The following is a 25741-nucleotide window of genomic DNA, read 5'->3' on the forward strand; positions in this document are numbered from 1 at the left end:
CAACAGGTTGTGTTTAGTTAGGATATTTACAGCAATGGCGTATACCACCTTTAATCGCGAAATTAATGATCAACTAAAAGAGCCAATGTTTTTTGGCAATGCGGTCAACGTGTCGCGATACGATCAGCAGAAGTACCCTATATTTGAGAGACTGATTGAAAAACAGTTAAGCTTTTTCTGGCGCCCTGAGGAAATCGACGTCAGCAAAGACAGGATTGACTTTCAGAATTTGCCAGACCATGAGAAACATATATTTCTGAGCAATCTGAAGTATCAGACCCTGTTAGATTCTGTGCAGGGACGCTCCCCTAATGTGGCGTTTTTACCTATTGTTTCTATTCCAGAGCTAGAAACCTGGATTGAAACCTGGGCCTTTAGTGAAACGATCCATAGTCGAAGCTACACCCATATCGTCCGGAACATTACGTCTGAACCGCATAAAGTGTTTGATGACATTATGCTTAATGAAAAAATTCTGGAACGTGCTGATGATGTCACCCGCTATTACGATAGCCTGATTGATGGTATTAACCTGTATCAACGCTGTGGTGAAGGCGAGCATCAGATTAATGGCCAGACTGTCAGTATTACCCTGCGGGAACTTAAAAAGCGGCTGTATCTGTGTATGTTATCGGTTAACGTACTCGAGGCGATCCGCTTTTATGTCAGTTTTGCCTGCAGTTTTGCCTTCGCTGAACGCGAACTGATGGAAGGTAACGCCAAGATCATTAAACTGATTGCCCGGGACGAAGCTCTGCACCTGACGGGTACTCAGCATATTCTTAATATTATGGCTGCCGGTGAAGATGATCCGCAAATGGCGGAAATTGCCAGGGAATGTGAAGAACAAGCCTATGCTATTTTCTTAAAAGCCGCAGAGCAGGAAAAAGACTGGGCGCAATATTTGTTTAAAGACGGGTCAATGATTGGTCTTAACAAAGATATTTTGTGTCAATACGTTGAATACATTACTAACAGCCGGATGCAGGCAATAGGCTTAAAGGCTCGCTTTAGTACGACTCAGAACCCCATTCCCTGGATAAACTCCTGGCTGGTGTCAGATAATGTGCAGGTGGCACCACAAGAATCTGAAATCAGTTCATATCTGGTTGGCCAGATAGACAATGAAGTTGATGGTGCTGAGTTCGGCGACTTCGATCTCTGAACTGTAATGCCTGAAATTACGGTTATCGGCCAGGCTGCTATTCAATTCGATGGCAGCCAACCGACCATTTTGCATAGTCTTGAACAGCAGAAACAGGATATAAGCTATCAGTGCCGAGAAGGTTACTGTGGTGCTTGTCGCTGTAAACTGCTCAGTGGCAGCATTCACTATTTACATGAGCCGCTGGCGTTTGTCCGAAAAGGTGAATTTTTACCCTGTTGTAGTATTCCTACCACAGATATTAAAATTGAAATCCCCTGAACCACTGGTATTTTCTCACGTTATATCGCACACTTATCCGGTATTTATCTTGCTTTGAGGCGGGTTTCAATGAAAGTTGCGTTTATGGGTTTATTGTTCAGTTTTTCTGCTTTTGCTATTGAGCCGGAGCAGGCAAACAGCTGGTACGAACAAGCTCAATATCGAAAAATCATCACTGAAATTGATCAGCAGCCCGACTTGAAGAGCAATCCGGATTTGACGGCTGTTTATGTCCAGGCCATGTTCAATTTACGCCAACGCGAAGAAGCAAATACGCTGCTAAATCAGCTCATCGTAGCGTATCCCCGGCATAGTGAGCTACTGTATCTGGCCGGGATCAATAAAATTGTGCTGGCGTCTGATGGCAATATTTTTAATGCCCGGCAACGGACCAGTGATGGCTTGCAATTGTTAGTAAGAGCAGTAACCGAAAATCCGGACAATTATCCGGCGCAACATGCGCTGATCAGTTTTTATCAATCGGCACCGCCTGCGGCGGGAGGCAGCAAAACATTAGCGGCAGAGCAAGCCACATTGCTTGCCAGTGTCAATCCGCTGCAGGGAGCCTTAGCTGAGATCCAACTGTTGATTTTAGAAGCCCGCTTAAGTGAGGCAGTTGCCTTAATTGATAAACATTTGAAAAAAATGCCAAATCAGCCTGATTTACTCGCCACCAAAGCCAGTATTCTGGCCAGACAGGATGCGCATATTGTTGCTCAGCAACTCTACAGTAAGACCGCTGAATTTAGTACTAAGCCAACGCAACGTTACAATGCTCTCTATCAGGTTGGTCGGCTGGCTGTCCTGACCAACGACAATGTGTTGGAAGGTATTACTGCACTGTCAGAATATATTGGTTATTACAAGGATAGTGATCAAAGCCGGCTTAATTGGGCTAAATTGCGTTTAGTTCAACTATTTATGCTGGCTGGTAGTGAGGGACGGGCTGAACTGCTGTTTGCCGATATAGCCAATACAACCAGCGCAGATCAAGACTTTATGGATCTGAAAGATCAGGTGAAAGTTCAGCTTACCACTCCATTGTAACAGCGCTAATAAACGTAATAATCTGCCAGCTACCTGCGATGACTTAGTGTCGGGCAAGGCAGCTGGCGAGTGCCTAGTTTACTGACGGATACCCTCTACAGTGAGATCAAGATAAACCATTGATGCAGCCGGGCCCAGATCATAATTAATACCAAAATCTTTTAAAGCAAAAGAGGTACTTCCGGCAAAACCCGCCCGGTATCCTCCCCAGGGATCACTGCCCTCGCCTATTTTCTTCGCTGCAATAACAACCTCTTTTGTTACGCCATTGAGAGTCAGCGTGCCGTACAAGTCGAAATTTTCACCCTCTTTAGCAACAATTTTAGTGCTGTTAAAAGTGGCTTTGGGGAATTTACTGGCATTAAGAAAGTCGGCACTGCGCAAGTGCTTATCTCGTTCGGCGTGATTTGAATCTACACTGGCAGTATCAATCACAAGGTTAATTTTTGAGTCAGTCAGTTTGTTAGCATCGTAGCTAAACTGGCCATCAAACGTATTAAAACGGCCATACAACCAGCTATATCCCAAGTGGCTGATTTTAAACTGAATAAACGCGTGAGCACCGTCGGTATCAATTTTATAATCTGCGGCATGCGCAGACACACTAAAACCGGCTGTAACAGCGGCAGCAAGTAACAGCTTCTTCATCTTTAAGCTCCTGTTTAATCGTTTTGGGTCAATGGTCGTAATTCGTAGCAACTGCATCATTCGCTATAAGGGCTTAACACTGGCCACGTAAAAGCACGTTTAACACATTATGATCAGCTGACAGAGGTAGTGAACTATTCCGCCCTTGCGTGTAAAGGCAGAATAGCTCAACTTAAAAGAATTAAAATAGCATTTTACGACAGATATCTTTCTACTTTATAGAATAGATCAGAAGGGGATTTAGCACTACGTATCGAGTTTACCGTCACGAATATGTTTTTCACCGCGGGCTTTTGCCAGCGTGACTTGTTTTTGCCGCTCTGCAAACGCTGCTTTTTGTTCTATGGTGGTTTGCGCGACGCAATGAGGACAACTTAAACCCTTAACGTAGTCTGGCGAAGCCATCTCCGCAACCGATAACGGCATCCGACACGCATAGCACTGGTCATAACTCCCCTGCTCCAGCCCATGTTTCACCGCTACCCGCTGATCAAACACAAAACATTCTCCTTGCCACAAACTTTGCTCGGCAGGCACTTCTTCAAGGTATTTTAAAATTCCGCCATCAAGATGATAGACCTCGTCAAAACCCTGCTCTTTTAGAAACGCAGTAGATTTTTCACAGCGAATACCACCGGTGCAAAACATCGCCACCTTTTTATGTTTGTTTGAATCAAGATTTTCGGCTGCCCACTGTGGAAATTCGCGAAAAGTGGTCGTGTTCGGGTTGATGGCATTTTTAAAAGTGCCGATAGCAACTTCGTAATCGTTTCGGGTATCAATTAACAAGGTATCCGGATCGCTGATAAGTTGATTCCAGGCATCGCCTTTCACATAAGTACCAACAATATGCGCCGGGTTTATCCCCTCAACCCCCATCGTCACAATTTCAGTTTTTAGTTTTACCTTAGTACGGTAAAAAGCCGGTTCGTCGGCAAAAGACTCTTTGTATGAAAGGTTGGCGAAACGCGGATCAGATGCAAACCATTGGTTTACCGCATCAATGCCTTCACGGCTGCCACAGATAGTGCCATTTATTCCCTCGGCAGCCAGAAGCAAGGTACCTTTAACTTCGTTTTCGGCCATAACTTGATAAAGTGGCTGACGTAAATCCTGATAATCAGGCAAATTGACAAATTTATATAGTGCTGCAACAACAAACATAATTAACCTCTTGCAACGCTGGATCGTAAATCCAGAGCAAATTAATGACGGCCGGTATTATAGCGATCCTTAACCAGCAGGCCAAGCCGGCCTGCTAAATTAACCGCCCTTAGCTCCGCCAAAACTACTGAGCAGCAACTGCGCCGCCAATAGCAGCAACAACACCCCCATCAGCCGGTCAAACCAGTAACCTTTCAGTAATAGAAAACCGCGGATTTTGCTATTAGTCAGCACAAAAGACAGCAGACAAAACCAGGCAGCGGTTGCTAATGCCATATAAACACCATAAATCAACTTGAAGCTAAAGGGGGTTTCGGCAGAAATGACCACGGCAAACAGAGAAAGAAAAAACAAGGTGGCTTTGGGATTTAATCCATTGGTAATAAAACCCGCACTGAATGCCTTAAGACTTGCGGGCGTGGCTTGCCGTTCAAGTTCAATAACGTCCTTGCCCACCGGCGCCTTAGCGCGAAGCGCGCCCTGAGCCAGATACAGCAAATAGCACGCCGCTAATACCGTGAGCAGTTGAAACAACCAGGGGGTGGTTTTAATTAACACACCGATCCCTACCAGAGAGTATGTAACATGCAGCAAAATAGCCACACCAATACCAAGGCTGGCAAAAACAGCGGCCCTGCGACCATAGCGCACCGCATAACGAAGCACAATTGCAAAATCTGGTCCCGGGCTGGCAACCGCAAGCAAATGTACCGAAGCAATAATTAAAAATTCCGGCCAGAAAGACATGCTAACCCTGCATCAAAAAAAGCCCATTGTAAGCAACACATCAGCTTAACTCCAGCAAACCATTAGCGAAACGGCTATAAAAAGCGATCTTTAAAGCGCCCCCACTGGTAAAACATCTGCTGCCCCTGTCGTCGCAATGCTGACATCGGGAAAGCAGGCAACGTGCTTTGATAAATGGGCAATGCAGGTAACGTTTCCCCGGCAACCAATTGGGCCAGTCGTTCTCCTGCTAGTGCACTGAATGATAGCCCACTTCCGCAATAACCCGCAGCATAAAACAGATTGGGCTCTACAGCACAGACTCTGGGTAAATCATCAAAAGACACGCCAACCCAACCACTCCATTGATATTGATAAGTAAGATTTTCCAAACCAGCAAAGCAATGTTTTAACGCCCTCAGCAACCGACGGGGGTATACAGGGTCGGAAGCAGCTTTGCCAGTAATGGCTCCCCGGCCACCAAATAAAATCCGGTTATCCGGCAGCAACCGATAATAGTACTTCAGCATGCGGGTATCCATTATAATGCTGTTTTGCTGCCAGTTGAGCTGCAGTAACTGGCTGGTACTCAGTGGTTCGGTTACGATTACGCTGCTAAGCACCGGCAAGCAGCTCTGATTAATACCGGGGTACAATCCTCTTGCGGTGTAAGCGTTGGTGGCTAATACCAGGTTACGGGCAGAAATAACTGCCTGCGGAGTGATCACTTCAAAACCTTTGCTAACGCGTTTAAAGTGGGTTACCGGGGTTTGCCCAAACAGGGCTACGCCAGCTTCAACAGCCATTTTTGCATAGCCCTGCACTAAGGCAAGTGGATTTACACCATAGCAATCCGGAAAATATAGCGCAGCATCTGCCTGCTGATGATTCACTATCTGTTGCAACAATTGTGATTTATCAAAAAACTGCACCGGATAGTCAAAATTCTGGTTTAAAAAATCCGCTTGCTGCCTCAGTGTTCTGGCCATACCGGATTTATGGGTCAATTTATAATAGCCGCCAGCTTGCGGTTGACAGTCAATATTTCCCAGCGCAATAAGCTGGTTTACCCGCGATATCGCCGCGCCATATTCCTGGTGAAACACTCTGGCGGTGTCAATACCAAATCTACTGGCCAGCTGAGCTAAACCCAGTCTGCCTGTTCCCCTGAGCACAAAACCACCATTACGACCACTGCATCCCCAACCTGGCTGCAGGGCATCGACCATCACAACATCACGCTGATACTTTTTTGCCAGCTCATATCCACAGTTTAACCCGGTGTAGCCGGCGCCAATCACTAATGTATCGCAACGGATATCTCGCTTAAGTGCCGGATAGTCTGGGCTTGCCTGTGTTGCAGCTTGCCAGTAGCTACCGATATCAGGTTGGTTGCTGTTAAGTGTGGTATCAATATAGGGGTCGTACATCAACTCAGCTCCGCGAAGGGCAATACCATTTCTGCTGCGGTGCAGTGGCATTGGTTTCCACATATTGGACACAGATAACCGGTAGTCTGGCTCAAATGCAGCCAACGATCTGCATGAACCTGCAAAAGTGCTGCGCCGGCCTTAGTAAAATAGCGTTGGGCGGCATTGCCTGGGCTTTGCTGCCAAATGTGAGCGAGGCCTGCAGTCGCACCCTGCTGCTGTAATGACTTAACAGATGCACGCAATAGCTGTGTGCCAAGGCCTTGTCCTTGTAACTCAGGGGCCACTGCAACAGACTTAAAATAGGCCATTTGTGTTGGGGAAACTGGCCATAGCGGAACTGAACACCACTCATCTAAAGGCCATTGTCCCGCAGCAAAACTTAGTCGATATCCCACTACCCTGTTGTCAATCAGCGCGACATAACTGGCATTAATATTGTGCTTAATGCCCCGTTGACGCAACTCAGTTAATTTAGTCAGATCAAGATAATTCTCACCATGAACCTGATTTGCAAGTAACACCACTTGCGACAGGAACACCTCGTCCATAACGGCTATCGATTTCATAAAACTCCGTTACAGCTGACCAGCAGCTGAGTATTTTAACAATCCGTTCCCAATTACTCGACCAACCGCCGGTAAACTGCGATGGACAATAGCATCATTTTAAAATATGGTTAATTTAGCGCTATTGTGCAGTAAGCGTTATCTAGTGAAACTCAAAAAAATAATCCAGGAAAACACTATGAAACACAACAATAAATACCACCCGGTTGCGCATGCAGTTAAGTATGCCATAGCAACCACGTTTGCGTTAGGTATAGTCAGTGGTGCCGTTGTTGCACAGGAGACCAGTGACACTGCGACAAAAGAGCAGAAAATTGAAAAAATTGCAGTAGTTGGCAGCCGTTCAGCTCCCCGCTCAATTGGTGACTCACCGGTACCTGTTGATATTATTGGTGGTGATGAACTCACTAAAAGCGGCAGTTCAGATATGCTGAACATGATAACAACTACGGTTCCTTCATTAAACGTACATTCCAACCCGATCAGCGACGCCGCTACACTGGTTCGTCCGGCCAACCTGCGAGGTTTGTCAGCTGACAGTACCCTTATTTTGACCAATGGTAAGCGTCGCCACAAAGCTTCAGTTATTGCCTTTTTAGGCGGTGGTATAAATGATGGCGCCCAGGGCGCTGATATTTCTGTTATTCCGGGCATAGCACTAAAGCAGGTAGAGATATTGCGGGATGGCGCTGCAGCGCAATACGGCTCTGATGCCATTGCCGGGGTCATCAATTTTGTATTAAAAGATGCGGCTGACGGCGGAAGTTTTGAAGTTAAGCATGGCGAATATTATGAAGGTGACGGTACCTCTACCGAATACGCCGCTAATATTGGTATGCCATTAACTGACGACGGTTTTGTCAACATCAGTGCTCAGTATAAAAACTCAGACGCGACCAGTCGCAGTGTGCAACGCCCGGATGCTTTAGGCTTTATAGCTGCTGGCAATAACTTCATTGCCCCATTAACTCAGATTTGGGGCTCTCCTGAAATAAAGGATGATATTACCATTTTTGTAAACACCGGCCTGGATTTGGGCAACGGTGGCCAAGCATATATGTTTGGTAACTACTCAGAGCGCGATGTGACTGGTGGTTTTTATTACCGTAATCCACATAACCGGCCCGGTGTGTTCTCTAATGACGGTGGCGAAACCCTGCTAGTGGCGCAACTTGACCCTAACATCGCTTGCCCAACGGTAAATATTACCACTGGCAACGTGCTGAATCAGGCTGACTATGCGCTGATTGCGGATCCTAATACCCCTGTAGGACAAAACTGTTTTGCCTTTAACGAATTATTCCCGGGCGGTTTCACTCCGACTTTTGGTGGTAATGTTACTGATACTGCCCTGACCGCAGGTACCAAAGGTGAATTTAAAAACGGTTGGCTAAAAGACATTATGTACGACTTTAGTGGCTCGGTTGGCCGCAATGAGTCAACGTACGAAATGACCAATACAGTCAATGCCTCTCTTGGCCCGGATACCCCTACAGAATTTAACCCAGGTAAGTATATCCAGCTTGAAAAAACCTTCAGTGCAGATTTTGTCAAGTTTGTTCCTGCAGGCTTATACGAAGATTTAACCGTTGCTTTCGGTGCGCAGTGGACAGAAGAAAGCTTTGAAGTCGTATCAGGGGATGTCGCGTCCTTTACAGTAGGTCCTTATGTTGATCAGGGCTTTAGTATCGGTTCGAATGGCTTCCCGGGTTTTAAACCGGAAGATGCCGGCGTTTATACCCGCAGAAACTATGCTGCCTATGTTGACATGGAAGCAGAAATGACTGAGGAGTTGTTGCTTGGTCTGGCACTTCGTTATGAAGACTATGATACTTTTGGTGACACCACCAATTATAAAATCACCGGCCAATATCGCTTAAATGATGACTGGGCATTACGGGGCTCTACCAGCACGGGTTTCCGGGCGCCAACCGTCGGTCAATCTAACGTTAGTAACGTGCAAACTAACCTTGAATCTGGTGTGCTGGTAGATTCAGCATTGCTGCCTCCAACCAACCCTATTTCGTTACAGTTAGGCGGAAAGGAGTTAACGCCTGAAGAGTCAACCAGTTATGCATTTGGTGTGGTTTACAGTGGTAATAGCTTCTTTATCACGCTGGATTATTACAATATTGAAGTGACCGATCGGATCAGTCAGTCCAGTAAAATTAACCTGACTGATGACGATCGTGACGACTTACGCGCTGCCGGAGTCAGAAACGTTGACTCTATCCAGCAGGTCAGCTTTTTTACCAATGACTTTGATACCACCACACAGGGTATCGATTTAGTGGCAAACTATGCAATGGACCTGCTGAATGGCCGAAGCACTTTCAGTCTGGCTTATAACTGGAACGAGACAGAAGTAGATCGGATCAGTACGCCACCGGAGGGTCGACCTGCCATTACCGGGCCTGACAAAGTCTCACGTCTTGAGAATGACCTGCCCAACCACAGGGCTACTCTGAGCTGGAACCAGAGCTGGGACGACTGGAGCTTTTTTGCACGGGCTAATTATTATGGTGAATATCAAGGCGTCCACGTAGACTGGGTCGGCTCACCTGAAGAGCCTGGAACTGAAGTAAATGCAGCAGCCAAGGTAACGTTCGATGCTGAGGTAAGTTACTACTTTACCGACAACATCATGCTTTCGGCTGGCGCTCAAAACCTGTTTGACGCAGAGCCAGAGAAATTGCAGTTAACCCAGGCGGGTGTTGCCAACAATGAATTTGGTGGTAAATACTACGAAACATCACCTATGGGTATTAATGGTGGCTATTACTATATCCGTGCAACGTATAAATTCTAATTGAATTTTATACGGTAAATAAAAAACGCCCTCAGCTGAGGGCGTTTTTTTATTAGATCATTCCTGTGGTAACGCTTGTAACAGTGCCTGTAACGGATGTCTGGGTTTATCGCCAACCAGCCGCTTTACCTGGCTTCGACAGGAAAAGCCTGTCACCAGTGTATTGGCAACACCATAATGTTCAATCGGTGAGCGCCAGCTCATGTCAAACAAGGTTTTGCTGTTGTTCAGGTTTTGCGCTTCATGACCATAAGTCCCCGCCATACCACAACACCCAACACTTACCGGCTTTAGACCAAGCCCTGCCTTATTGAATATTTGCTGCCAGGATTTTTCTGTTTCGGGTAATGCCGTTTTTTCAGTACAGTGCGCCAGCAGCGCAAAATCGCTCGCGGTATCAGCTTTTGGAAGTGTTTGGTTTACCAGCCACTCGTGTAACAGTTGCACGTTAAAATCGCCGCGTTTATCAGCAAGCGTTTTGGTATATTCATCCCGATATACCAGAACCAGAGAGGCATCTAATCCGAGCATGGGCACGTTAAGCAGCTGTAGCTGGTTTAAAAACTGTGCTGCGTTGCTCGCCGTGTTAGCAAACTCGCGTAAAAAGCCTTTGACGTGTTGTGGTTTACCATTAGGTAAAAACGGCAACAGCACAGGATCAAAGCCAAGCTTTTCCAGTAATCGCAAGGCATCGGCCACTAATTCAGCTTCATAAAAGCTGGTAAAAGGATCCTGAACCAGCAATACCGTTTTCGCGTTGGCCGCCGGCGGGTTTTGCTGTAAGCGGGTTAAATCAAACCGGTATTTTTCGCCGATCTGCTGTGCCAAAGTAGGCACCGACAGTAATGGCGTGTCTACGTAACCTACTGTTTTCTTCAATATCACTGCAGTAACATCACGTTTTATTACAAAGTTAACCAGTTTAGGAAATTTAGCCAGTACGGGTGCGGTGCGTTCAATATTGCCGACAATATAATCTTTAGCCGGACGCAGATAACGACTGTGGTACAGCTGCAGAAAGCGCGATCGAAACGATGGCACATCAACTTTAACCGGACATTGACTGGCGCAGGCTTTACAGGCCAGACATCCTTCCATCGCCTCCATTACCTCATGAGAAAAATCCGGCTCACCCTGATTTTTGGCCAGGCTATTTTTAACTTTTTGCCACAACTCACCAAAACTCTGTTTTTTAACAGTCAGTTGCCGCTCGTTTGCCAGTACATCAAAACCCTGCTGCTCGGTTAGGCGTAACCATTCGCGCATCAACCCAGCCCGGCCTTTTGGACTGTGACGCCGATCTTTGGTTACCTTGCTTGATGGACACATCGGCGAGCTTTCTTCATAGTTAAAACACAAGCCATTGCCGTTGCAGTTTAAACTACTGTCAAAGCTCTGCTTAACATTGACTGGTATTTGTCGATCAAACCAGGCTCTTTTCTGACCATCAACGGATACGAGCTGGTCGGCACTATAATAAGGTGTACAGATTTTTCCGGGATTCACCCGATTACGTGGATCAAAAGCAGCTTTAATTTTTCGTAATTCATTAAACAACTCATCACCAAAAAAAGCTGGCCCATATTCGCTTCGATAGCCTTTACCATGTTCGCCCCACATCAGGCCACCATACTTGGCCGTGAGCGCGACAACCTGGTCTGAAATGGTCCGCAACAGCTTTTCCTGTTCAGGATCGCACAAATCCAGCGCCGGGCGCACGTGCAGCACCCCGGCATCAACATGGCCAAACATGCCGTAATGCAGGCCGTGGCTGTCGAGCAATTGGCGAAATTCCATGATAAAGTCTGCCAGGTTTTCTGGTGGTACTGCGGTGTCTTCAGCAAAAGCAATTGGCTTTTGACTGCCCTTGGTATTTCCCAGTAAGCCTACTGCTTTTTTGCGCATGGCATAAATGCTACCGATCGCGGCGGCATCGTATGTGAGCTGATAGCCAATGATGCCATCGGTTTTATTGGCGATAGCAAGATCCAGTTTTGCGATCAGAGCTGCTACTTTTTGTTCAATATCGGCGCTATCCTCACTGTTATACTCAACCATATTCAGGCCTTGCATATCAGTGTCGGGTACGTCGGCAATTAATTCCTTTACCTGATGCCAGATAATATCGTTACGCGCTAAATTCAGTACTTTACTATCGACCGTCTCAACCGAGGTCGCCTGAGCGGCCACCAGAAAAGGCGCGTTTCTCAGGGCACTTTCAAACCGGTCATATTTGACATTTAACAGGCATTTAAATTTAGCGATGGGCGTAATGTTTAACTTTGCTTCAGTAACGAAACCCAGTGATCCTTCAGAGCCAGTGATAATTCTGGAGAGATCAAATTCGCTTAAATCATCATTAAACACATGCTCTAAATCATATCCGGTTAAAAAGCGGTTTAATCGTGGAAATTTTTCCAGGATTTGCTCCCGGTAATCCCGACAACTCGCCAACACCTGACGATAAATATGACCAATGCTGTTAGGCATCTGTGCCCGGTGCTCAGCTTCAAAAGTGGCCATTTTATGCGTTTTTAGCACATTACCATCGATAAGTACCGTTTTAAGCGCCAGCACATGGTCACTGGTTTTGCCGTAGACCAGAGAGCCCTGACCGGACGCGTCAGTATTAATCATGCCACCAATAGTGGCCCGGTTAGAGGTTGATAGGTCGGGTGCAAAGAAGAAGCCGTAGGGCTTTAAAAACGCATTAAGCTGATCCTTAATCACCCCAGCTTGTACCCTTACCCATCGCTCTTCAACGTTAATTTCTAAAATGGCGCGCATATGCCGTGACAAGTCTATCACCACATGCTCGGTCAGGGCCTGGCCATTAGTGCCAGTGCCGCCGCCACGTGGACTGAACTTTATATGGCAAAAACTGGAAGTTTGTGCCAGCGAAGTAAGGATCACAATATCGTCGGTTGTTTTGGGTAGCAGAACTGCCTGCGGTAACGCCTGATAGACACTATTATCAGTGGCTACTGCTAAGCGACTGCCGTAACTGGTCTCTATATCACCGTTAAAACCAGCCGCCAGCAGCGCTCTGCCAAAGGCGACGATGCTGGCGTCCAGCGCCAATTCCGGGTTTAACTTAGGGATCATTAGCTGTTCGTTACTCCATATGGCCCATTTTCGCGGCTTTGGTTGCCAGATAGCGATGGCTGTGGGCGGTGGTTTTTACCCGATGCTGTACTCGCTCCAGGATATTCACCCCCGCATCGCTTAAGGCTTTTAATTTGCGTGGATTATTGGTCAGCAAACGTATTTGCTGGATACCCAATTGGGTAAACATTTGCGCCGCAATATCATACTCCCGCATATCAGGTAAGAAACCAAGAATTTCATTAGCTTCAACCGTATCCAGACCTTTGTCCTGCTCAGCATATGCCCTGATTTTATTAATAAGACCAATACCCCGGCCTTCCTGACGCAGATACAATATACAGCCCCGGCCTAAATCGGCAATTTTGCGCATTGCGGCTTCCAATTGCGGACCACAATCGCAGCGCAGACTAAACAGGGCGTCACCTGTTAAGCATTCTGAATGAACCCGCGCTAACAGCGGTTCATGTGTTGTAACATCCCCCAGCGTTAAAGCAACGTGTTCTTTGCCATTGTCAGCGACAAAACCATGTAGTCTGAACTCTGCAAACGGTGTTGGTAAAATAGTGGAGGTGACAAGTTTAATAGTCATTTTACATCTCAGCGACAAAGGCGCGGTAACAAAGATAAATTGGGCCTGAGCTTGATTAATCCAAGTGGCGATCTACGCAGATTATAACAGGCTGGTTTAACCTAGCTACAGCAATATGTCGTTATATTATCACAGGAGCGCAGGGGGATCCGTCAGAAAACAGCAACTGGCCGCTCAATTAAAGGATTAGCCTGATCCAAAGCCACAAACTCGGGTACAATACTGCGCGCTATTACTTCATTATTCACTCAGGACTTTTCATGCTGCGTTTTTTTGAGCGACTTACCAAACCCTTCCCTGCGGCTGAGCCGGGCCAACCACCCCGTGGTTTATTGGCATTTTGCCGACATTACACCAAGGGAATGGAACGTTCGTTGCTTTTTATGTCACTGTCTTCAGCTATTCTGGCCATTTTGGAAGTGTCACTTTTTAGTTTTATGGGCCAGCTCGTTGACTGGTTGGTGGCCAATGATCCTGATAATTTTTTTACTGATGAACGCGCTACACTAATCTGGATGGCGCTGGTGACTCTGGTTTTACTGCCCCTGATGACGTTTATTCACTCTGCCATTGTCCACCAGACGCTGCTAGGCAACTATCCTATGTCTATTCGCTGGTTGGCACATCGTTATTTACTGCGCCAAAGCGTCAGCTTTTATCAAAACGATTTCGCCGGACGAATCGCTACTAAAGTAATGCAGACTGCGCTTTCTGTGCGGGAAACGGTAATGAAACTGCTGGATGTGATGGTATACGTGCTGGTTTACTTTGGTGCCATGTTGTTCTTTGTTGCTGATGCCGATCTGCGCTTAATCTTGCCGATGCTGCTCTGGCTGGTGCTCTATATTGCACTGCAGTTCTATTTTGTACCGCGGCTTAAACGGGTTTCTACTGCACAGGCTGATGCCCGCTCAGAAATGACCGGTCGAATCGTTGATAGCTACACCAATATCACCACCATTAAATTGTTTTCGCATACCAACCGCGAAGAAAGTTACGCTAAAGACAGCATGGATGTTTTTTTGCAGCCTGTTTACCAGCAAATGCGGCTTGCCACCGGTCTTAGCGTCTCGGTGCAGAGCCTTAATTACATTTTGGTGTTCAGTGTTGCGGCCTTATCCCTATATTTATGGGCCGGCAGCGCGATTACCGTAGGTGCTATTGCTATCGCCATAAGCCTGGCGCTACGTTTGAATGGTATGGCGCAGTGGATTATGTGGGAAGTCAGTTCGCTATTTGAAAACATTGGCACCGTGGCTGATGGTATTGCCACCCTGTCACGGCCGATTGAAGTAAATGATGCAACCAATGCCGGTAAATTAATCGTACCTCAGGGTAAAATCGAGTTTAAACAGGTTGGCTTTAATTATGGTAAACAACCGGTCGACGGCGGTAAATCGGCCGTGTTGCAGCAACTTGAGTTAACCATTAAACCCGGCGAAAAAGTCGGCTTAGTCGGCCGCTCCGGCGCGGGAAAATCTACTTTAGTGAACCTGTTGCTGCGCTTTTATGATATTGAAAGTGGCACTATCCTGATCGATGGTCAGGACATCAGTACCGTCAGCCAGGAAAGTTTGCGCCAGCATATTGCGATGGTAACTCAAGATACCTCGTTGTTGCATCGCTCTGTGCGGGAGAATATTGCTTATGGTAAGCCCGATGCCACTGAAGAAGAGCTGATATTAGCTGCAGAGCAAGCCGAAGCCACTGAATTTATCAGTGACTTAACCGACCCTAACGGCAATAGTGGTTTTGATGCCCAGGTTGGCGAGCGTGGCGTAAAACTCTCAGGTGGCCAGCGCCAACGCATTGCGATTGCCAGAGTATTACTGAAAAACGCGCCTATTCTTATTCTGGATGAAGCGACTTCGGCGCTGGACTCTGAAGTTGAAGCCGCTATTCAGGCCAGCTTAAATAAACTGATGGACGGCAAAACCGTCATCGCTATTGCGCACCGCTTGTCAACTATTGCTCAAATGGACCGATTAATCGTGCTGGATCAAGGTAATATCGTTGAACAAGGTAGCCACAGCGAACTTATCGCCAGTGGTGGCATTTACGCCCAGCTGTGGGCGCATCAAACTGGTGGTTTTATTGGTATCGATTAAGCGGTGCCCTGCACCGCTGTATTGGCAAACCGTTATTGAATTTCTAAATCATTGTTGACAGCGTGCACGCCTGGCGTGCCTCTGGCAATGGCTTCAGCAAGTTGTCGTTGCTCCTCGGTAGCGACGTTACCATGTAATCTGACATCGCCTTTATCAGTTTCGACCTGAATATTAAGGTTTTCAAGACGCTGCTCAGCTCGAATCGACGTCGACACTGCCGTGGTTATATTCAGATCATCATACATGCCTTTCTCGGGTGCTATGGTCAGCCCCGCTTCATCAGTAGGCGCTTCAATACTTTGGCGCTCCCGCTCACAACCTGTCAGCAATGCTGCACTTACCAGCAGTGTGGCCAGCATACCCAATGTGTATTTAGCTGCCTGCATAATTAACTCCCTCTGTTTAGTCGTGTTGTCGCTTTGCCTGTTAAGTATGGTTTAATCACAATGACTTCGCAAAGTTAATGCAGCTTTGTCGCCTGAGTATAAAAAACCCGGCTAGATAGCCGGGCATTTTTATGATGCGAGTTGTCGTTCATTAGTTTATTTTATTTTGACTCTGACGATTTTAGCGCTTGCTGATCTGCCAGCCGCTTTTCCCAGAAAGTCGCATTTTTGATACCCAGCTTCACCGGATCAAATGTTACCGGACCACCCGCTTTCTTTTGATCTTCATAATCGCGTAAACAGAGGATTGCAGGCTTAGCCACAAAAAAGATAGCCAGAATACCCAGAATGTTAATCCACGCCATTAAACCGACCCCAATGTCGCCAATACCCCAAATGTAGCCTGAGCTGTTAACCATACCATATGCCACCATTGCCATAATAACCACTTTAACCGCCACTAACGGAATGGTGCCCTTAAAATAGCGGTTTAAATACGACACGTTGGTCTCGGCAATGTAGTAGTACGCCAGAATAGTAGTAAAGGCAAAAAAGAAAATCGCCACGCCAACGAACGCCTGACCAAACTGACCAAATACATTATTTAAGGCCATTTGGGTAAAGGCGGGTGAAGCGACCTCGGTTGCAGCATCAATATTCTGAACAATAATACTTCCGGCGCCGGTAGCAGCGTTAAAATCTTCAGTCTGAATATTATATTGCGAGGTAATTAGAATCATCAACGCCGTAGCGGTGCAGACGAACAAGGTATCGACGTAAACAGAAAATGCCTGAACCAAGCCTTGTTGCGCCGGGTGATCTACCTCTGCTGCTGCAGCAGCATGCGGTCCGGTGCCCTGACCTGCTTCGTTAGAATAAATTCCTCGTTTTACACCCCAGCCAATCGCGGCGCCCATGCCGGCCTGAGCGGTAAATGCATCAGAAATAATTAAACTGAAAATACCCGGAACTTTATCCAGGTTTAAAAATACAACAATCAGTGCCATGACAATGTAACCCAGCGCCATAAAGGGCACGACTATCTGCGTGAAGTGGGCAATACGTTTAATGCCACCAAAGATAATGAACGCCAGTACAATCAGGATTATTGCCAGTGCCACCAATTTAAAGGTACCCACCTCACCAAAACTGGTTACCACCATATTGCCTTCACCAAATACCTGGGTAAACGCATTGCCAACGGCATTCGCCTGTACGCCTGGTAAAAATACGCCACAGGCAATAATGGCAGACACGGCAAATAATATCGCCAGCCACTTCTGGCCCAGACAGCGTTCAAAATAATACGCCGGGCCACCACGATACTGGCCGTCTTCTTCAACTTTATAAACCTGACCGAGTGTTGACTCAGCGTAAGCAGTGCTGGCACCTAAAAAAGCCACGACCCACATCCAGAACACTGCACCCGGGCCGCCAAAGCCAATAGCCGCAGCAACGCCGGCAATGTTACCTACACCAACCCTGCCAGACAACGACACAGCCAATGCCTGAAAAGAAGAAATCCCTTTATCTGATTCGTTGCTGTTAAACAGCAGCTTGCACATTTCTTTAAAATGTCTGACCTGTGCAAAACGTGTGATAACGGAATAAAACAAACCGGCACCAAGACACAGAAATATCAGTGCCGGGCTCCAGATAATACTATTTACGGTGCTGACCAAGGCTTCCATCAGTTTCCCCTGTAATTATTGTTGTTGGATTTAATTATTATAAACTAGCGTTAATTTGCCATAACATCAGGCTAATAGCTATGTTTGGCAGCACCAGCGCGGCACGAATAGCGGTTTTTTAACCAATTTTCACTGATGTAAAGCCTTTCCTTATATCAGCCAATAAAAAGCCCCGCGTGGCAGGGCTTATTTAAGCGTTACACCGAGTAAGTACGGTTAGTGTTTAGCAAACTTTTCTGCCAGGTACAGCCAGGTTTCTAATACGGTATCTGGGTTTAACGATACGCTATCAATACCTTGCTGCATTAACCAACCAGCGAAATCTTCATGATCTGACGGGCCCTGACCGCAGATACCAATGTACTTGCCTTTGGCTTTGCAGGTTTTAATGGCCATTTCCAGCAACTTATATATGGCCGGGTTACGTTCATCAAACAAGTGAGCAATTAAGCCGCTGTCACGGTCAAGCCCCAGAGTTAACTGAGTTAAATCGTTTGAACCAATTGAGAAACCATCAAAGTACTCAAGGAACTCTTCCGCCAACAATGCATTAGATGGCAGTTCACACATCATGATAACCCGCAGCCCATTTTCACCCCGCTTCAGGCCATGCTCTGCCAGTAATTCAATTACCGCTGCAGCCTCTTCCAATGTGCGAACGAATGGGATCATCACCTCAACGTTAGTAAAGCCCATAATATTGCGCACCCGCTTTAACGCTTCAACTTCTAACGCAAAACAATCGCGGAAGTCTTTAGAGATATAGCGTGAGGCACCGCGAAAACCAATCATCGGGTTTTCTTCATGCGGCTCGTACTGTCGTCCGCCGACCAGATTGGCATATTCGTTAGATTTAAAATCAGACATCCGCACAATGACTTTTTGCGGTGCAAAGGCACACGCCAACGTTGCGATCCCCTCTGTCAGCTTAGCAATATAAAACTCAACCGGATCGCTATAGCCTGCAATCATCTGACTAATGGTCGCTTTAAGCTCAGGGGTCTGGACATCGAAATTTAACAGCGCTTTAGGATGTACGCCGATCATCCGGTTGATAATAAACTCCAACCGGGCCAGACCAATACCGGCGTGCGGCAATTTCGCAAATGAGAACGCCCGTTCCGGGTTGCCCACATTCATCATAATTTTTAAATCCAGTGCCGGCATCTGATCTACCCGGCTACTAACCACTTTATATTCAAGTTTGCCGTCATAAATGAATCCGGTATCGCCTTCGGCGCAAGATACCGTAACCTGCTGGCCTGTTTTTAGTTTACTGGTAGCATCACCACAGCCTACAACCGCTGGTATTCCTAACTCTCTGGCAATAATTGCGGCATGACAGGTACGCCCGCCGCGGTTGGTCACGATTGCCGATGCGCGCTTCATAATGGGCTCCCAATCCGGGTCCGTCATGTCTGTTACCAGCACGTCACCAGGCTGAATTTGATCCATCTGTTCAATGCCTTTAAGCACTTTAGCCGTGCCAGCGCCAATCCGCTGGCCAATTGCCCGGCCTTCTACCAATACCGGCGCCGTGCCTTGCAACTGAAACCGTTCCATACTGTTGCTGTCTTCGCGGCTTTTGACTGTTTCCGGCCTGGCTTGCACAATATATAACTTGCCGTCATTACCGTCTTTCGCCCATTCAATATCCATGGCCCGGCCATAGTGTTCTGCAATAATCACTGCTTGCTTTGCCAGCTCTGTCACTTCAGCATCCGTCAAAGAAAACTGCTGACTGCGCTCAGTAGCAATATCAACAATTTTCACCTGTTTGCCGTGGTCCTCTTCTGCTGAATAGACCATTTCAACTTTTTTACTGCCCAAATTCCGTTTCACTACCGCTGGCCGACCGGCCGCCAGCGTCGGCTTATGCACATAAAACTCATCAGGATTTACCGCACCCTGTACCACCATTTCGCCAAGACCATAAGAAGAGGTAATAAAGACTACATCTTCAAAGCCGGACTCAGTATCGATACTAAACATAACACCGGATGAGGCAATGTCAGAGCGCACCATTTTCTGTACGCCAGCCGATAAAGCAACCCCACGGTGATCGTATCCCTGGTGCACCCGGTATGAAATGGCCCGGTCATTAAACAACGAAGCAAACACATGCTTTATGGCGGTAATAACCGCATCATAACCACGAACATTTAAAAACGTTTCCTGCTGCCCCGCAAAAGAGGCATCAGGCATATCTTCCGCTGTAGCAGAGGAGCGAACGGCAAAAGACACATCGTGTGTCGGGTCGGCATGTAATTGCTGATAAGCGTCGCGAATCGCCTGCTCTAACTCTGGTTGAAATGGGGTATCGATTACCCACTGCCGAATTTGGGCACCGGCTTTACTCAGCGCAGTAACATCATCGACATCCAGGCCATCGAGCACTTGATATATGCGCTCGTTTACGCCGCTTTGTTCAAGGAACTGATTAAAGGCATCCGCGGTAGTGGCAAATCCGCCCGGCACCTGCACCCCGGCATTAGCCAGGTTACTGATCATTTCACCGAGGGAAGCATTTTTACCCCCTACCCGATCCACATCATGCATACCCAGCTTTTCATACCAAATCACAAATTCTTGCACAGTTCGTCTCCATTTTTTGTTGAAGGGCGTGTAAGCTTACCAGCAGCATTACAAAGCAAAGTGATTTTACACTCTGGCTGAGATTAATTAAAACCCTAATTTACATGTAATTTTATAACAACAAATTGGAGATTACCTTGCGGACAGCTTTCTACATATCTGATGGAACCGCCATTACTGCAGAGGTATTTGGCCATGCCTTACTTACTCTTTTTCCAGCACAATTCGAGCATATTACGATACCATTCGTCGAATCAGCTGATATGGCATTGCAGGTCAAACAGAGAATTAATGATCGGTATAAAACAACGGGAGTAAAACCGCTTATTTTCCAGACGTTTGTAGATGATAATTTACGGCATATTATTAACAGCAGTGACGGTATTTGTTATGACTTTTTGAACACCTTCGTTGAACCTATTCAGCGCGAGTTAGGCGTTGCGCCCGTACCGAAAACACATCGCACGCACAGCATGCATGAGAAAACCTACGATTTCCGCATTGACGCCGTCAATTTTTCGTTGGCCAATGATGATGGTGCCAATATGAAGAATTTTGACCAGGCAGACATTATATTGGTTGGCGTAAGCCGCTCAGGTAAAACCCCTACCAGTCTATACCTGGCTTTACAATATGGCATAAAGGCCGCCAACTATCCGTTTGTGGAAGAAGACATGCAAGCGCTGCGCCTGCCACCAGAGCTGATGCGAAATAAAGATAAGTTGTTTGGGTTAAGTATTACCGCTGAACGACTGAGTCAGATCCGGCAACAACGCCGTCCTGACAGCAGGTATGCGTCAATCAGGCAATGCGCTGCAGAATTAAATGAAGTGGAGGCATTATACCGCCAGGAGCAGATACCTTTTCTTAATTCAACGCATTTGTCCATCGAAGAGATATCAGCGAAAATTATTGCCAAAACCGGATTAAAACGTCACAAATATTAAAACAGGCCCGCTGTGGGCCTGTTTTATGTGCTACCGGGCTGGTTAAAATAAGCCTGTACAGAAGCCGTTCGGTTGCCGACGCGACTTGAGATAGCTATTTGCAGTAGCTACTTGCAATAGCTACTTGCGACTGGCGCTAAGCGTGTCGGCAATTAAAAAGGCTAATTCCAGTACCTGATCTGCATTTAACCGCGGATCGCACTGCGTAAAATAACGTTTGCTTAAGTCATGTTCACTTAAGCCGTAAGCGCCACCGGTACATTCCGTCACATGCTCACCGGTCATCTCAAGATGAATACCGCCGGCATGGGTTCCCTCCGCTTTATGAACTGCAAAGAAATTCCGGATTTCCCGTAAAATAGCTTCAAAATCACGGGTTTTAAAGTCGTTGCTGGCCTTGACCGTATTACCGTGCATCGGATCAGAACTCCAGACCACGGTGCGCCCTTCTTGCTTCACTTTACGAACCAGCGCAGGCAGTTTATCGGCAAGCTTGTCTGCACCCATTCGGGTGATCAGGGTTAATCTGCCAGGCGTGTTGTTTGGGTTTAGCGCATCAATTAATCTGATTAACTCATCAGGTTGCATACCTGGCCCAATTTTAACCCCTACCGGATTATGAATACCCCGAAAAAATTCCAGGTGGGCATGATCTAACTGACGGGTACGCTCACCAATCCAGACCATATGCGCAGAACAGTCATACCAGTCACCAGTAAGGGAGTCGCGACGGGTCAGCGCTTCCTCGTAATTAAGCAACAAGGCTTCGTGTGAGGTATACAGCTGGGTCTCACGAATCGAGGGCGAGTTTTGGGCGGTAATGCCGCAAATCTCCATAAAGCGCAAGGCTTCCTGGATACGCTGCGCCACGTTATGATAGCGATCTTTTAACGGATTAGATTCAACGAATCCCATATTCCATTTGCTGACCTGATGTAAATCGGCTAACCCCCCCTGAGCAAAGGCCCTGAGCAAATTAAGGGTAGCAGCAGAATGATGGTAAGCCGTCACCAGTCGGTTCGGATCTGGTTGGCGGGCAGCCTCCGTAAATTCAAAACTATTAACAATATCGCCCCGGTAACTCGGTAAGGTGATGTCATTTATGGTTTCGAGATCACTGGAACGAGGTTTAGCGTACTGCCCTGCCATACGGGCAACTTTAACCACGGGCAAACCACCGGCATAAGTTAATACCACCGCCATTTGTAACAGCACTTTAAAGGTGTCACGGATTTTCGGCGCATTAAAGTCATTAAAGCTCTCAGCGCAATCCCCACCCTGCAGCAAAAACCCTTTGCCATTAGCCACTTGTCCTAACTGCGTATGTAAATCTCTGGTTTCCTGCGCAAACACCAGCGGTGGATAACGGTGCAACTGTTTTTCAATTTGCGCCAGTAAATGCGGATCCTGATAAGACGGTTGTTGTTGTATCGGCAGAGCTCGCCAGCTATCTGGCGTCCAGGTGGTCACGATGCGTTTCCTATACGTTGAAGTAATTACACGGTGCCAAGTTATAGACTTCCGGACGTAAATTCAATCCTGAATTCAGAGTTTTTCGCTCTAATACCCGCGTAATCGGAATAAGCCGGGCTAAACCATTATTTAGGCTGCACCTCAGGCGCCATTATTAACTTGTCGCAAGATTGTTCGATTAAATCCAGTACCAATTCGAAACCTTTACTACCGCTGTAATAGGGATCCGGAACTTCAGCTACCGACGGATATTCCGGATGAAAAGAGAGAAATAATTTAATTTTATGCTGATGATCCGGCGGACAGCGCCGCTTTAATTCCGCTATATTCTCATTATCCATTGCCAAAATAAGATCAAAGTCAGCGAAATCCTGCTCAAATACCGGACGCGAATAAAGACCGCTAAAGTTGTATCCTCTGGCAATACCGGCCTCAATGCTGCGGCTATCAGGCCGATCGCCCCGGTGAGAAGCACTGGTGCCGGCAGAATCAATCTCAATATTAAGTTGTTGCTGCAAGGCTTTTTGCTTTAATACCGCATGAGCAGTTGGCGATCGACAAATGTTTCCTAAACACACAAGCAGAACTTTTTGGCTGCGCATGGTTGCTCCTTAACGTAGATGTTGCAATTAAACTGAAAAATTACACCCGGTGCAATAGTTAAAAAAGCGGTTTTCTTGCTGCTTTATTTTAACTTTAGCGGGCGACAACAGTTGCAATTGACAGCCACGCGGTACAGTATATTAGAGTCGTTTTAGTCAATGGTGAAGACTAAAGTCGTTTGGAGGTGAAAACAATGGAACGGTTTTCCAGACTGATAATACTCTCAGAGCGCCAGCAATTGCATAATACCGCGATGCTCGCCCAGTCGGTTGGGATAAAAGTACAGCAGTGCAGTCGCACCGACTTTATTCAGCAACCGGTTAAATCAGGTGTATTGGTAGGTTGCCAATTTACCAGCCATGATCTTACCAAAAAAGGTCTGTCGAACGAATTATCGACCCTAATGCAGCGTTGTCCGGTTTTTATTTTTCAGGCTGAGCGAGCGCTAATTGACCCGGCATTTGCAGTTCACAGTGGGATCAGAGGCTTGATCTACCGTGATGAACAGTTAGACCGGGTATTAACCGCATTGAAAACCCTGATGTCTGGTCAGTTATATTACTCTCGGACGGTGATGTCGGACGTGGTCGATCTGCTGATTAATAAACCTAAAAAAATGATCACCGAAGTCACAGCCAGCGCTAACGCTCAACTAACCCGACAAGAGAAACGGATAATAGGATTGGTTGCACAAGGCGCCCGCAATAAAGAAATTGCAGAAGTACTAAATATCAGCGCCCATACTGTCAAAGCGCATTTGTCAGCCATTTTTAGAAAAACACAGGCCCGAAACCGGGTTGAATTGCTGCGTTGGTTGCAGCAATCCAATCTGATATTAGAAAGTCAGCCAGAGCTTGCAAGATTGGCCTGATCATCAGTTCGCCAGAAACCACGTTCCAAACCTATACTGATTAATTCAACCACGGCACTTTCCATTGCCTGCTTTACGCAATACTGTACCGGTTCATTAGTTGAATAGCCGCCTTCCATTTCAACCAGTCTGTTCAGCGAGACATATCGGAACAAACCAGCACGCAACTCTTGAGAAAAGACTTTTTTAGTTGTAGAGACAGAAAGCAATACCTGGCCGGTGTAGACATCAATTGCTCGTAAATAAACCGTAACCTGGTCTTCGCGATAAAGTTCTGACAAGCCCAGACCAAAATACTCAGCGCCAATTCCACCTGTCGTTAAGTTCGTCTCATAACCAATGATGCCGCCCTCGAAAACTAAACGTGCCTCTTTCAATGGTGGTAATTCCGTTAATTTTTTATTCGAGCCATGTATTTTCCGCTCAGTAAGCAAGTTCTGTAGCCCCTCCCGCTCCAGCGGTGCAAACCAACCACTGTCAAGCAGGATCTGGGTTAGCATTGAGGTTGCGCCCTGAGTTACTGCGGTAGAGAAACTTGATACATTGCCCTGAGGTTTGTACTGACCGGTTTGATCCCGAAAAGCATAGACAGAAACCGGAATTTGTTGCCGCGGCTTTGCTTGCTGTTGCAACGACTGCATTGTACTGCTAATCGAATCGACACTGGCTGGCGTAATACTGAGCTCCGGTTTTGGTACCAGAGAACATCCTGCAATAGCAGATATCATGAGTAAAATAATTACTGCTTTCATTACTAACCCCCAATCACAGGAATAGTAATGATCGTAACTTCACCGGTATCCAGGTTAGTAATATTGACAATAACACTGCCATCGGTGCCGGTCGTGATCTCAACAAGAAACTCACCCGTGTTGTAAATGCCATCAACCAGGTCACCATCCGCTATTCGCCTGGTCAACGAGTTTATAATGTTTCGCTCCAATGCTTCCTGGAACTTGTCTACAAAAGATAATGTTGGCCTCTCTTCACTAAAACTGTTCTGGCTTTGGGCTTTTTGCAGCAAAAAGTTTCCATTTAGCGGATTGCCACCAAAGCTGGGATTAATGGGGGTATAGACTAATTCAGTTGCACTTGCGCAGGCAGATGCCAGCAGGAATAGCAGTACTGCAGTTTTTTTCATTATTATTCCCTTTAGTATATTTCTTGTTCCTGATCACCCAGTAGCATGCTGGCCTGAATATTCGCCAATTCATTAATACTGCGCAAAATAGCTTGTTCGGCCATCTCTTTTACATTGTTATAGCGCCGGCCAAAATAGGTTTGATAAACGCGTTGCTGGTTCATTTCCACCCACAGAAATGTACCTGCCTGCGGATAGACTTGTTCATAAATAACCACCGACACGCCTTCAGTTGCCGGCATATCACGCCAGTAACCAGAATAATAGAACATAAAGTCTTTGCCAAAACGCGAGATGGTGCGGTCAATCACTAAGCCGCTTAATTCGATATCATTCGCTGCTACTTTAAGCGGCAGCAGCAAACATAACAGCAGAAAAATTACTTTCATATGCCTATGGCGGCCAGTGGC

At 46.7% G+C, this 25741-nt stretch carries 22 protein-coding genes; 7 read left to right on the top strand and 15 right to left on the bottom strand.

The genetic code is table 11. The features are described 5' to 3' along the window. Positions 1-34: 34 nt before the first annotated feature. The 3 genes from nrdB to B2X65_RS14795 all read left to right on the top strand — a co-directional run bounded on the left by nrdB (position 35) and on the right by B2X65_RS14795 (position 2473). Positions 35-1165 (top strand): class Ia ribonucleoside-diphosphate reductase subunit beta, encoded by a 1131-nt coding sequence (gene nrdB / locus B2X65_RS14785; protein WP_290613871.1) that lies wholly within the window; start codon positions 35-37, stop codon positions 1163-1165. 6 nt (positions 1166-1171) lie between these two features. Further along, positions 1172-1426, top strand: coding sequence for a class I ribonucleotide reductase maintenance protein YfaE (gene yfaE / locus B2X65_RS14790; RefSeq protein ID WP_290613873.1), 255 nt, complete (start codon positions 1172-1174; stop codon positions 1424-1426). 69 nt (positions 1427-1495) lie between these two features. Next, positions 1496-2473, top strand: a complete 978-nt coding sequence (locus B2X65_RS14795) for a hypothetical protein (protein ID WP_290613875.1) — start codon at positions 1496-1498, stop codon at positions 2471-2473. A gap of 78 nt (positions 2474-2551) precedes the next feature. On the opposite strand, the gene B2X65_RS14800 is transcribed toward B2X65_RS14795, so the two are convergent. The 5 genes from B2X65_RS14800 to B2X65_RS14820 all read right to left on the bottom strand — a co-directional run bounded on the left by B2X65_RS14800 (position 2552) and on the right by B2X65_RS14820 (position 7010). Beyond that, complete coding sequence (locus B2X65_RS14800) at positions 2552-3121, bottom strand: YceI family protein (protein ID WP_290613877.1); 570 nt, start codon at positions 3119-3121, stop codon at positions 2552-2554. Positions 3122-3367: 246 nt separating this feature from the next. After that, positions 3368-4285 (bottom strand): rhodanese-related sulfurtransferase, encoded by a 918-nt coding sequence (locus tag B2X65_RS14805; RefSeq protein WP_290613879.1) that lies wholly within the window; start codon positions 4283-4285, stop codon positions 3368-3370. Positions 4286-4384: 99 nt separating this feature from the next. Further along, positions 4385-5032: a LysE family translocator gene (locus B2X65_RS14810; protein ID WP_290613881.1), complete on the bottom strand. Its 648-nt coding sequence runs from the start codon at positions 5030-5032 to the stop codon at positions 4385-4387. Positions 5033-5106: 74 nt separating this feature from the next. Further along, the gene (locus B2X65_RS14815; RefSeq protein WP_290613882.1) at positions 5107-6492 is read right to left on the bottom strand and encodes an NAD(P)/FAD-dependent oxidoreductase; all 1386 of its coding nucleotides are present in this window, start codon (positions 6490-6492) and stop codon (positions 5107-5109) included. After that, a complete protein-coding gene (locus B2X65_RS14820) occupies positions 6441-7010 on the bottom strand; it encodes a GNAT family N-acetyltransferase (protein ID WP_290613884.1) in 570 nt (189 codons plus the stop codon). Before B2X65_RS14820 ends, B2X65_RS14815 begins: the two co-directional genes overlap by 52 nt. Before the next feature lie 178 nt (positions 7011-7188). Here B2X65_RS14820 and B2X65_RS14825 point away from each other — a divergent pair, with 178 nt between their 5' ends. Continuing rightward, complete coding sequence (locus B2X65_RS14825; RefSeq protein WP_290613886.1) at positions 7189-9819, top strand: TonB-dependent receptor plug domain-containing protein; 2631 nt, start codon at positions 7189-7191, stop codon at positions 9817-9819. A gap of 57 nt (positions 9820-9876) precedes the next feature. Here the strand turns inward: B2X65_RS14825 and ydiJ are convergent, their stop codons facing one another. Together ydiJ and ribA are read right to left on the bottom strand one after the other, a co-directional pair. After that, complete coding sequence (ydiJ, locus tag B2X65_RS14830; protein ID WP_290613888.1) at positions 9877-12924, bottom strand: D-2-hydroxyglutarate dehydrogenase YdiJ; 3048 nt, start codon at positions 12922-12924, stop codon at positions 9877-9879. A 10-nt stretch (positions 12925-12934) separates the two neighbouring features. Beyond that, complete coding sequence (gene ribA / locus B2X65_RS14835) at positions 12935-13516, bottom strand: GTP cyclohydrolase II (RefSeq protein WP_290613890.1); 582 nt, start codon at positions 13514-13516, stop codon at positions 12935-12937. Between the two features lie 260 nt (positions 13517-13776). Here ribA and B2X65_RS14840 point away from each other — a divergent pair, with 260 nt between their 5' ends. Continuing rightward, on the top strand, positions 13777-15624 hold the full coding sequence (locus B2X65_RS14840) for an ABC transporter ATP-binding protein (RefSeq protein ID WP_290613892.1): 1848 nt from the start codon (positions 13777-13779) through the stop codon (positions 15622-15624). 32 nt (positions 15625-15656) lie between these two features. Here B2X65_RS14840 and B2X65_RS14845 read toward each other — a convergent pair whose 3' ends face one another. From B2X65_RS14845 to ppsA, 3 genes are all read right to left on the bottom strand, one after another. Next, positions 15657-16010: a BON domain-containing protein gene (locus B2X65_RS14845; protein ID WP_290613894.1), complete on the bottom strand. Its 354-nt coding sequence runs from the start codon at positions 16008-16010 to the stop codon at positions 15657-15659. Positions 16011-16171: 161 nt separating this feature from the next. Continuing rightward, positions 16172-17701 (bottom strand): alanine/glycine:cation symporter family protein, encoded by a 1530-nt coding sequence (locus B2X65_RS14850; protein ID WP_290613896.1) that lies wholly within the window; start codon positions 17699-17701, stop codon positions 16172-16174. A gap of 216 nt (positions 17702-17917) precedes the next feature. Further along, positions 17918-20296, bottom strand: coding sequence for a phosphoenolpyruvate synthase (gene ppsA, locus B2X65_RS14855; protein ID WP_290613898.1), 2379 nt, complete (start codon positions 20294-20296; stop codon positions 17918-17920). 137 nt (positions 20297-20433) lie between these two features. Between ppsA and ppsR the strand changes: the two genes are divergently transcribed. Further along, the gene (gene ppsR / locus B2X65_RS14860; RefSeq protein ID WP_290613900.1) at positions 20434-21243 is read left to right on the top strand and encodes a posphoenolpyruvate synthetase regulatory kinase/phosphorylase PpsR; all 810 of its coding nucleotides are present in this window, start codon (positions 20434-20436) and stop codon (positions 21241-21243) included. Positions 21244-21363: 120 nt separating this feature from the next. Here the strand turns inward: ppsR and B2X65_RS14865 are convergent, their stop codons facing one another. Further along, the gene (locus B2X65_RS14865; RefSeq protein WP_349678721.1) at positions 21364-22716 is read right to left on the bottom strand and encodes a class II 3-deoxy-7-phosphoheptulonate synthase; all 1353 of its coding nucleotides are present in this window, start codon (positions 22714-22716) and stop codon (positions 21364-21366) included. Positions 22717-22841: 125 nt separating this feature from the next. Next, on the bottom strand, positions 22842-23318 hold the full coding sequence (locus B2X65_RS14870; RefSeq protein ID WP_290613904.1) for a low molecular weight protein-tyrosine-phosphatase: 477 nt from the start codon (positions 23316-23318) through the stop codon (positions 22842-22844). A gap of 194 nt (positions 23319-23512) precedes the next feature. On the opposite strand from B2X65_RS14870, the gene B2X65_RS14875 reads away from it, so the two are divergent. Further along, entirely contained in the window at positions 23513-24190 is a 678-nt protein-coding gene (locus B2X65_RS14875; protein ID WP_290613906.1) for a response regulator transcription factor, read from the top strand. On the opposite strand, the gene B2X65_RS14880 is transcribed toward B2X65_RS14875, so the two are convergent. From B2X65_RS14880 to B2X65_RS14890, 3 genes are read right to left on the bottom strand one after another with little or no spacing between them, the layout of a single operon-like run. Then, on the bottom strand, positions 24163-24942 hold the full coding sequence (locus tag B2X65_RS14880; protein ID WP_290613908.1) for a CsgG/HfaB family protein: 780 nt from the start codon (positions 24940-24942) through the stop codon (positions 24163-24165). The two genes, B2X65_RS14875 and B2X65_RS14880, sit on opposite strands and share 28 nt — an antisense overlap. Positions 24943-24944: 2 nt before the next feature. Beyond that, positions 24945-25331: a curli assembly protein CsgF gene (locus tag B2X65_RS14885; RefSeq protein WP_290613910.1), complete on the bottom strand. Its 387-nt coding sequence runs from the start codon at positions 25329-25331 to the stop codon at positions 24945-24947. 11 nt (positions 25332-25342) lie between these two features. Beyond that, complete coding sequence (locus B2X65_RS14890) at positions 25343-25720, bottom strand: curli production assembly/transport protein CsgE (RefSeq protein WP_290613912.1); 378 nt, start codon at positions 25718-25720, stop codon at positions 25343-25345. Positions 25721-25741 lie beyond the last annotated feature (21 nt).

The organism is Arsukibacterium sp. UBA3155 (assembly GCA_002364615.1).
Taxonomy (GTDB): Bacteria; Pseudomonadota; Gammaproteobacteria; order Enterobacterales; family Alteromonadaceae; genus Alishewanella.

Excerpts from the sequence above, each read along its gene's own strand:
- nrdB (WP_290613871.1), top strand. The coding sequence starts at position 35 with ATGGCGTATACCACCTTTAATCGCGAAATTAATGATCAACTAAAAGAG.
- yfaE (WP_290613873.1), top strand. The coding sequence starts at position 1,172 with ATGCCTGAAATTACGGTTATCGGCCAGGCTGCTATTCAATTCGATGGC.
- B2X65_RS14795 (WP_290613875.1), top strand. The coding sequence starts at position 1,496 with ATGAAAGTTGCGTTTATGGGTTTATTGTTCAGTTTTTCTGCTTTTGCT.
- B2X65_RS14800 (WP_290613877.1), bottom strand. The coding sequence starts at position 3,121 with ATGAAGAAGCTGTTACTTGCTGCCGCTGTTACAGCCGGTTTTAGTGTG.
- B2X65_RS14805 (WP_290613879.1), bottom strand. The coding sequence starts at position 4,285 with ATGTTTGTTGTTGCAGCACTATATAAATTTGTCAATTTGCCTGATTAT.
- B2X65_RS14810 (WP_290613881.1), bottom strand. The coding sequence starts at position 5,032 with ATGTCTTTCTGGCCGGAATTTTTAATTATTGCTTCGGTACATTTGCTT.
- B2X65_RS14815 (WP_290613882.1), bottom strand. The coding sequence starts at position 6,492 with ATGCCACTGCACCGCAGCAGAAATGGTATTGCCCTTCGCGGAGCTGAG.
- B2X65_RS14820 (WP_290613884.1), bottom strand. The coding sequence starts at position 7,010 with ATGAAATCGATAGCCGTTATGGACGAGGTGTTCCTGTCGCAAGTGGTG.
- B2X65_RS14825 (WP_290613886.1), top strand. The coding sequence starts at position 7,189 with ATGAAACACAACAATAAATACCACCCGGTTGCGCATGCAGTTAAGTAT.
- ydiJ (WP_290613888.1), bottom strand. The coding sequence starts at position 12,924 with ATGATCCCTAAGTTAAACCCGGAATTGGCGCTGGACGCCAGCATCGTC.
- ribA (WP_290613890.1), bottom strand. The coding sequence starts at position 13,516 with ATGACTATTAAACTTGTCACCTCCACTATTTTACCAACACCGTTTGCA.
- B2X65_RS14840 (WP_290613892.1), top strand. The coding sequence starts at position 13,777 with ATGCTGCGTTTTTTTGAGCGACTTACCAAACCCTTCCCTGCGGCTGAG.
- B2X65_RS14845 (WP_290613894.1), bottom strand. The coding sequence starts at position 16,010 with ATGCAGGCAGCTAAATACACATTGGGTATGCTGGCCACACTGCTGGTA.
- B2X65_RS14850 (WP_290613896.1), bottom strand. The coding sequence starts at position 17,701 with ATGGAAGCCTTGGTCAGCACCGTAAATAGTATTATCTGGAGCCCGGCA.
- B2X65_RS14870 (WP_290613904.1), bottom strand. The coding sequence starts at position 23,318 with ATGCGCAGCCAAAAAGTTCTGCTTGTGTGTTTAGGAAACATTTGTCGA.
- B2X65_RS14875 (WP_290613906.1), top strand. The coding sequence starts at position 23,513 with ATGGAACGGTTTTCCAGACTGATAATACTCTCAGAGCGCCAGCAATTG.
- B2X65_RS14880 (WP_290613908.1), bottom strand. The coding sequence starts at position 24,942 with ATGAAAGCAGTAATTATTTTACTCATGATATCTGCTATTGCAGGATGT.
- B2X65_RS14885 (WP_290613910.1), bottom strand. The coding sequence starts at position 25,331 with ATGAAAAAAACTGCAGTACTGCTATTCCTGCTGGCATCTGCCTGCGCA.
- B2X65_RS14890 (WP_290613912.1), bottom strand. The coding sequence starts at position 25,720 with ATGAAAGTAATTTTTCTGCTGTTATGTTTGCTGCTGCCGCTTAAAGTA.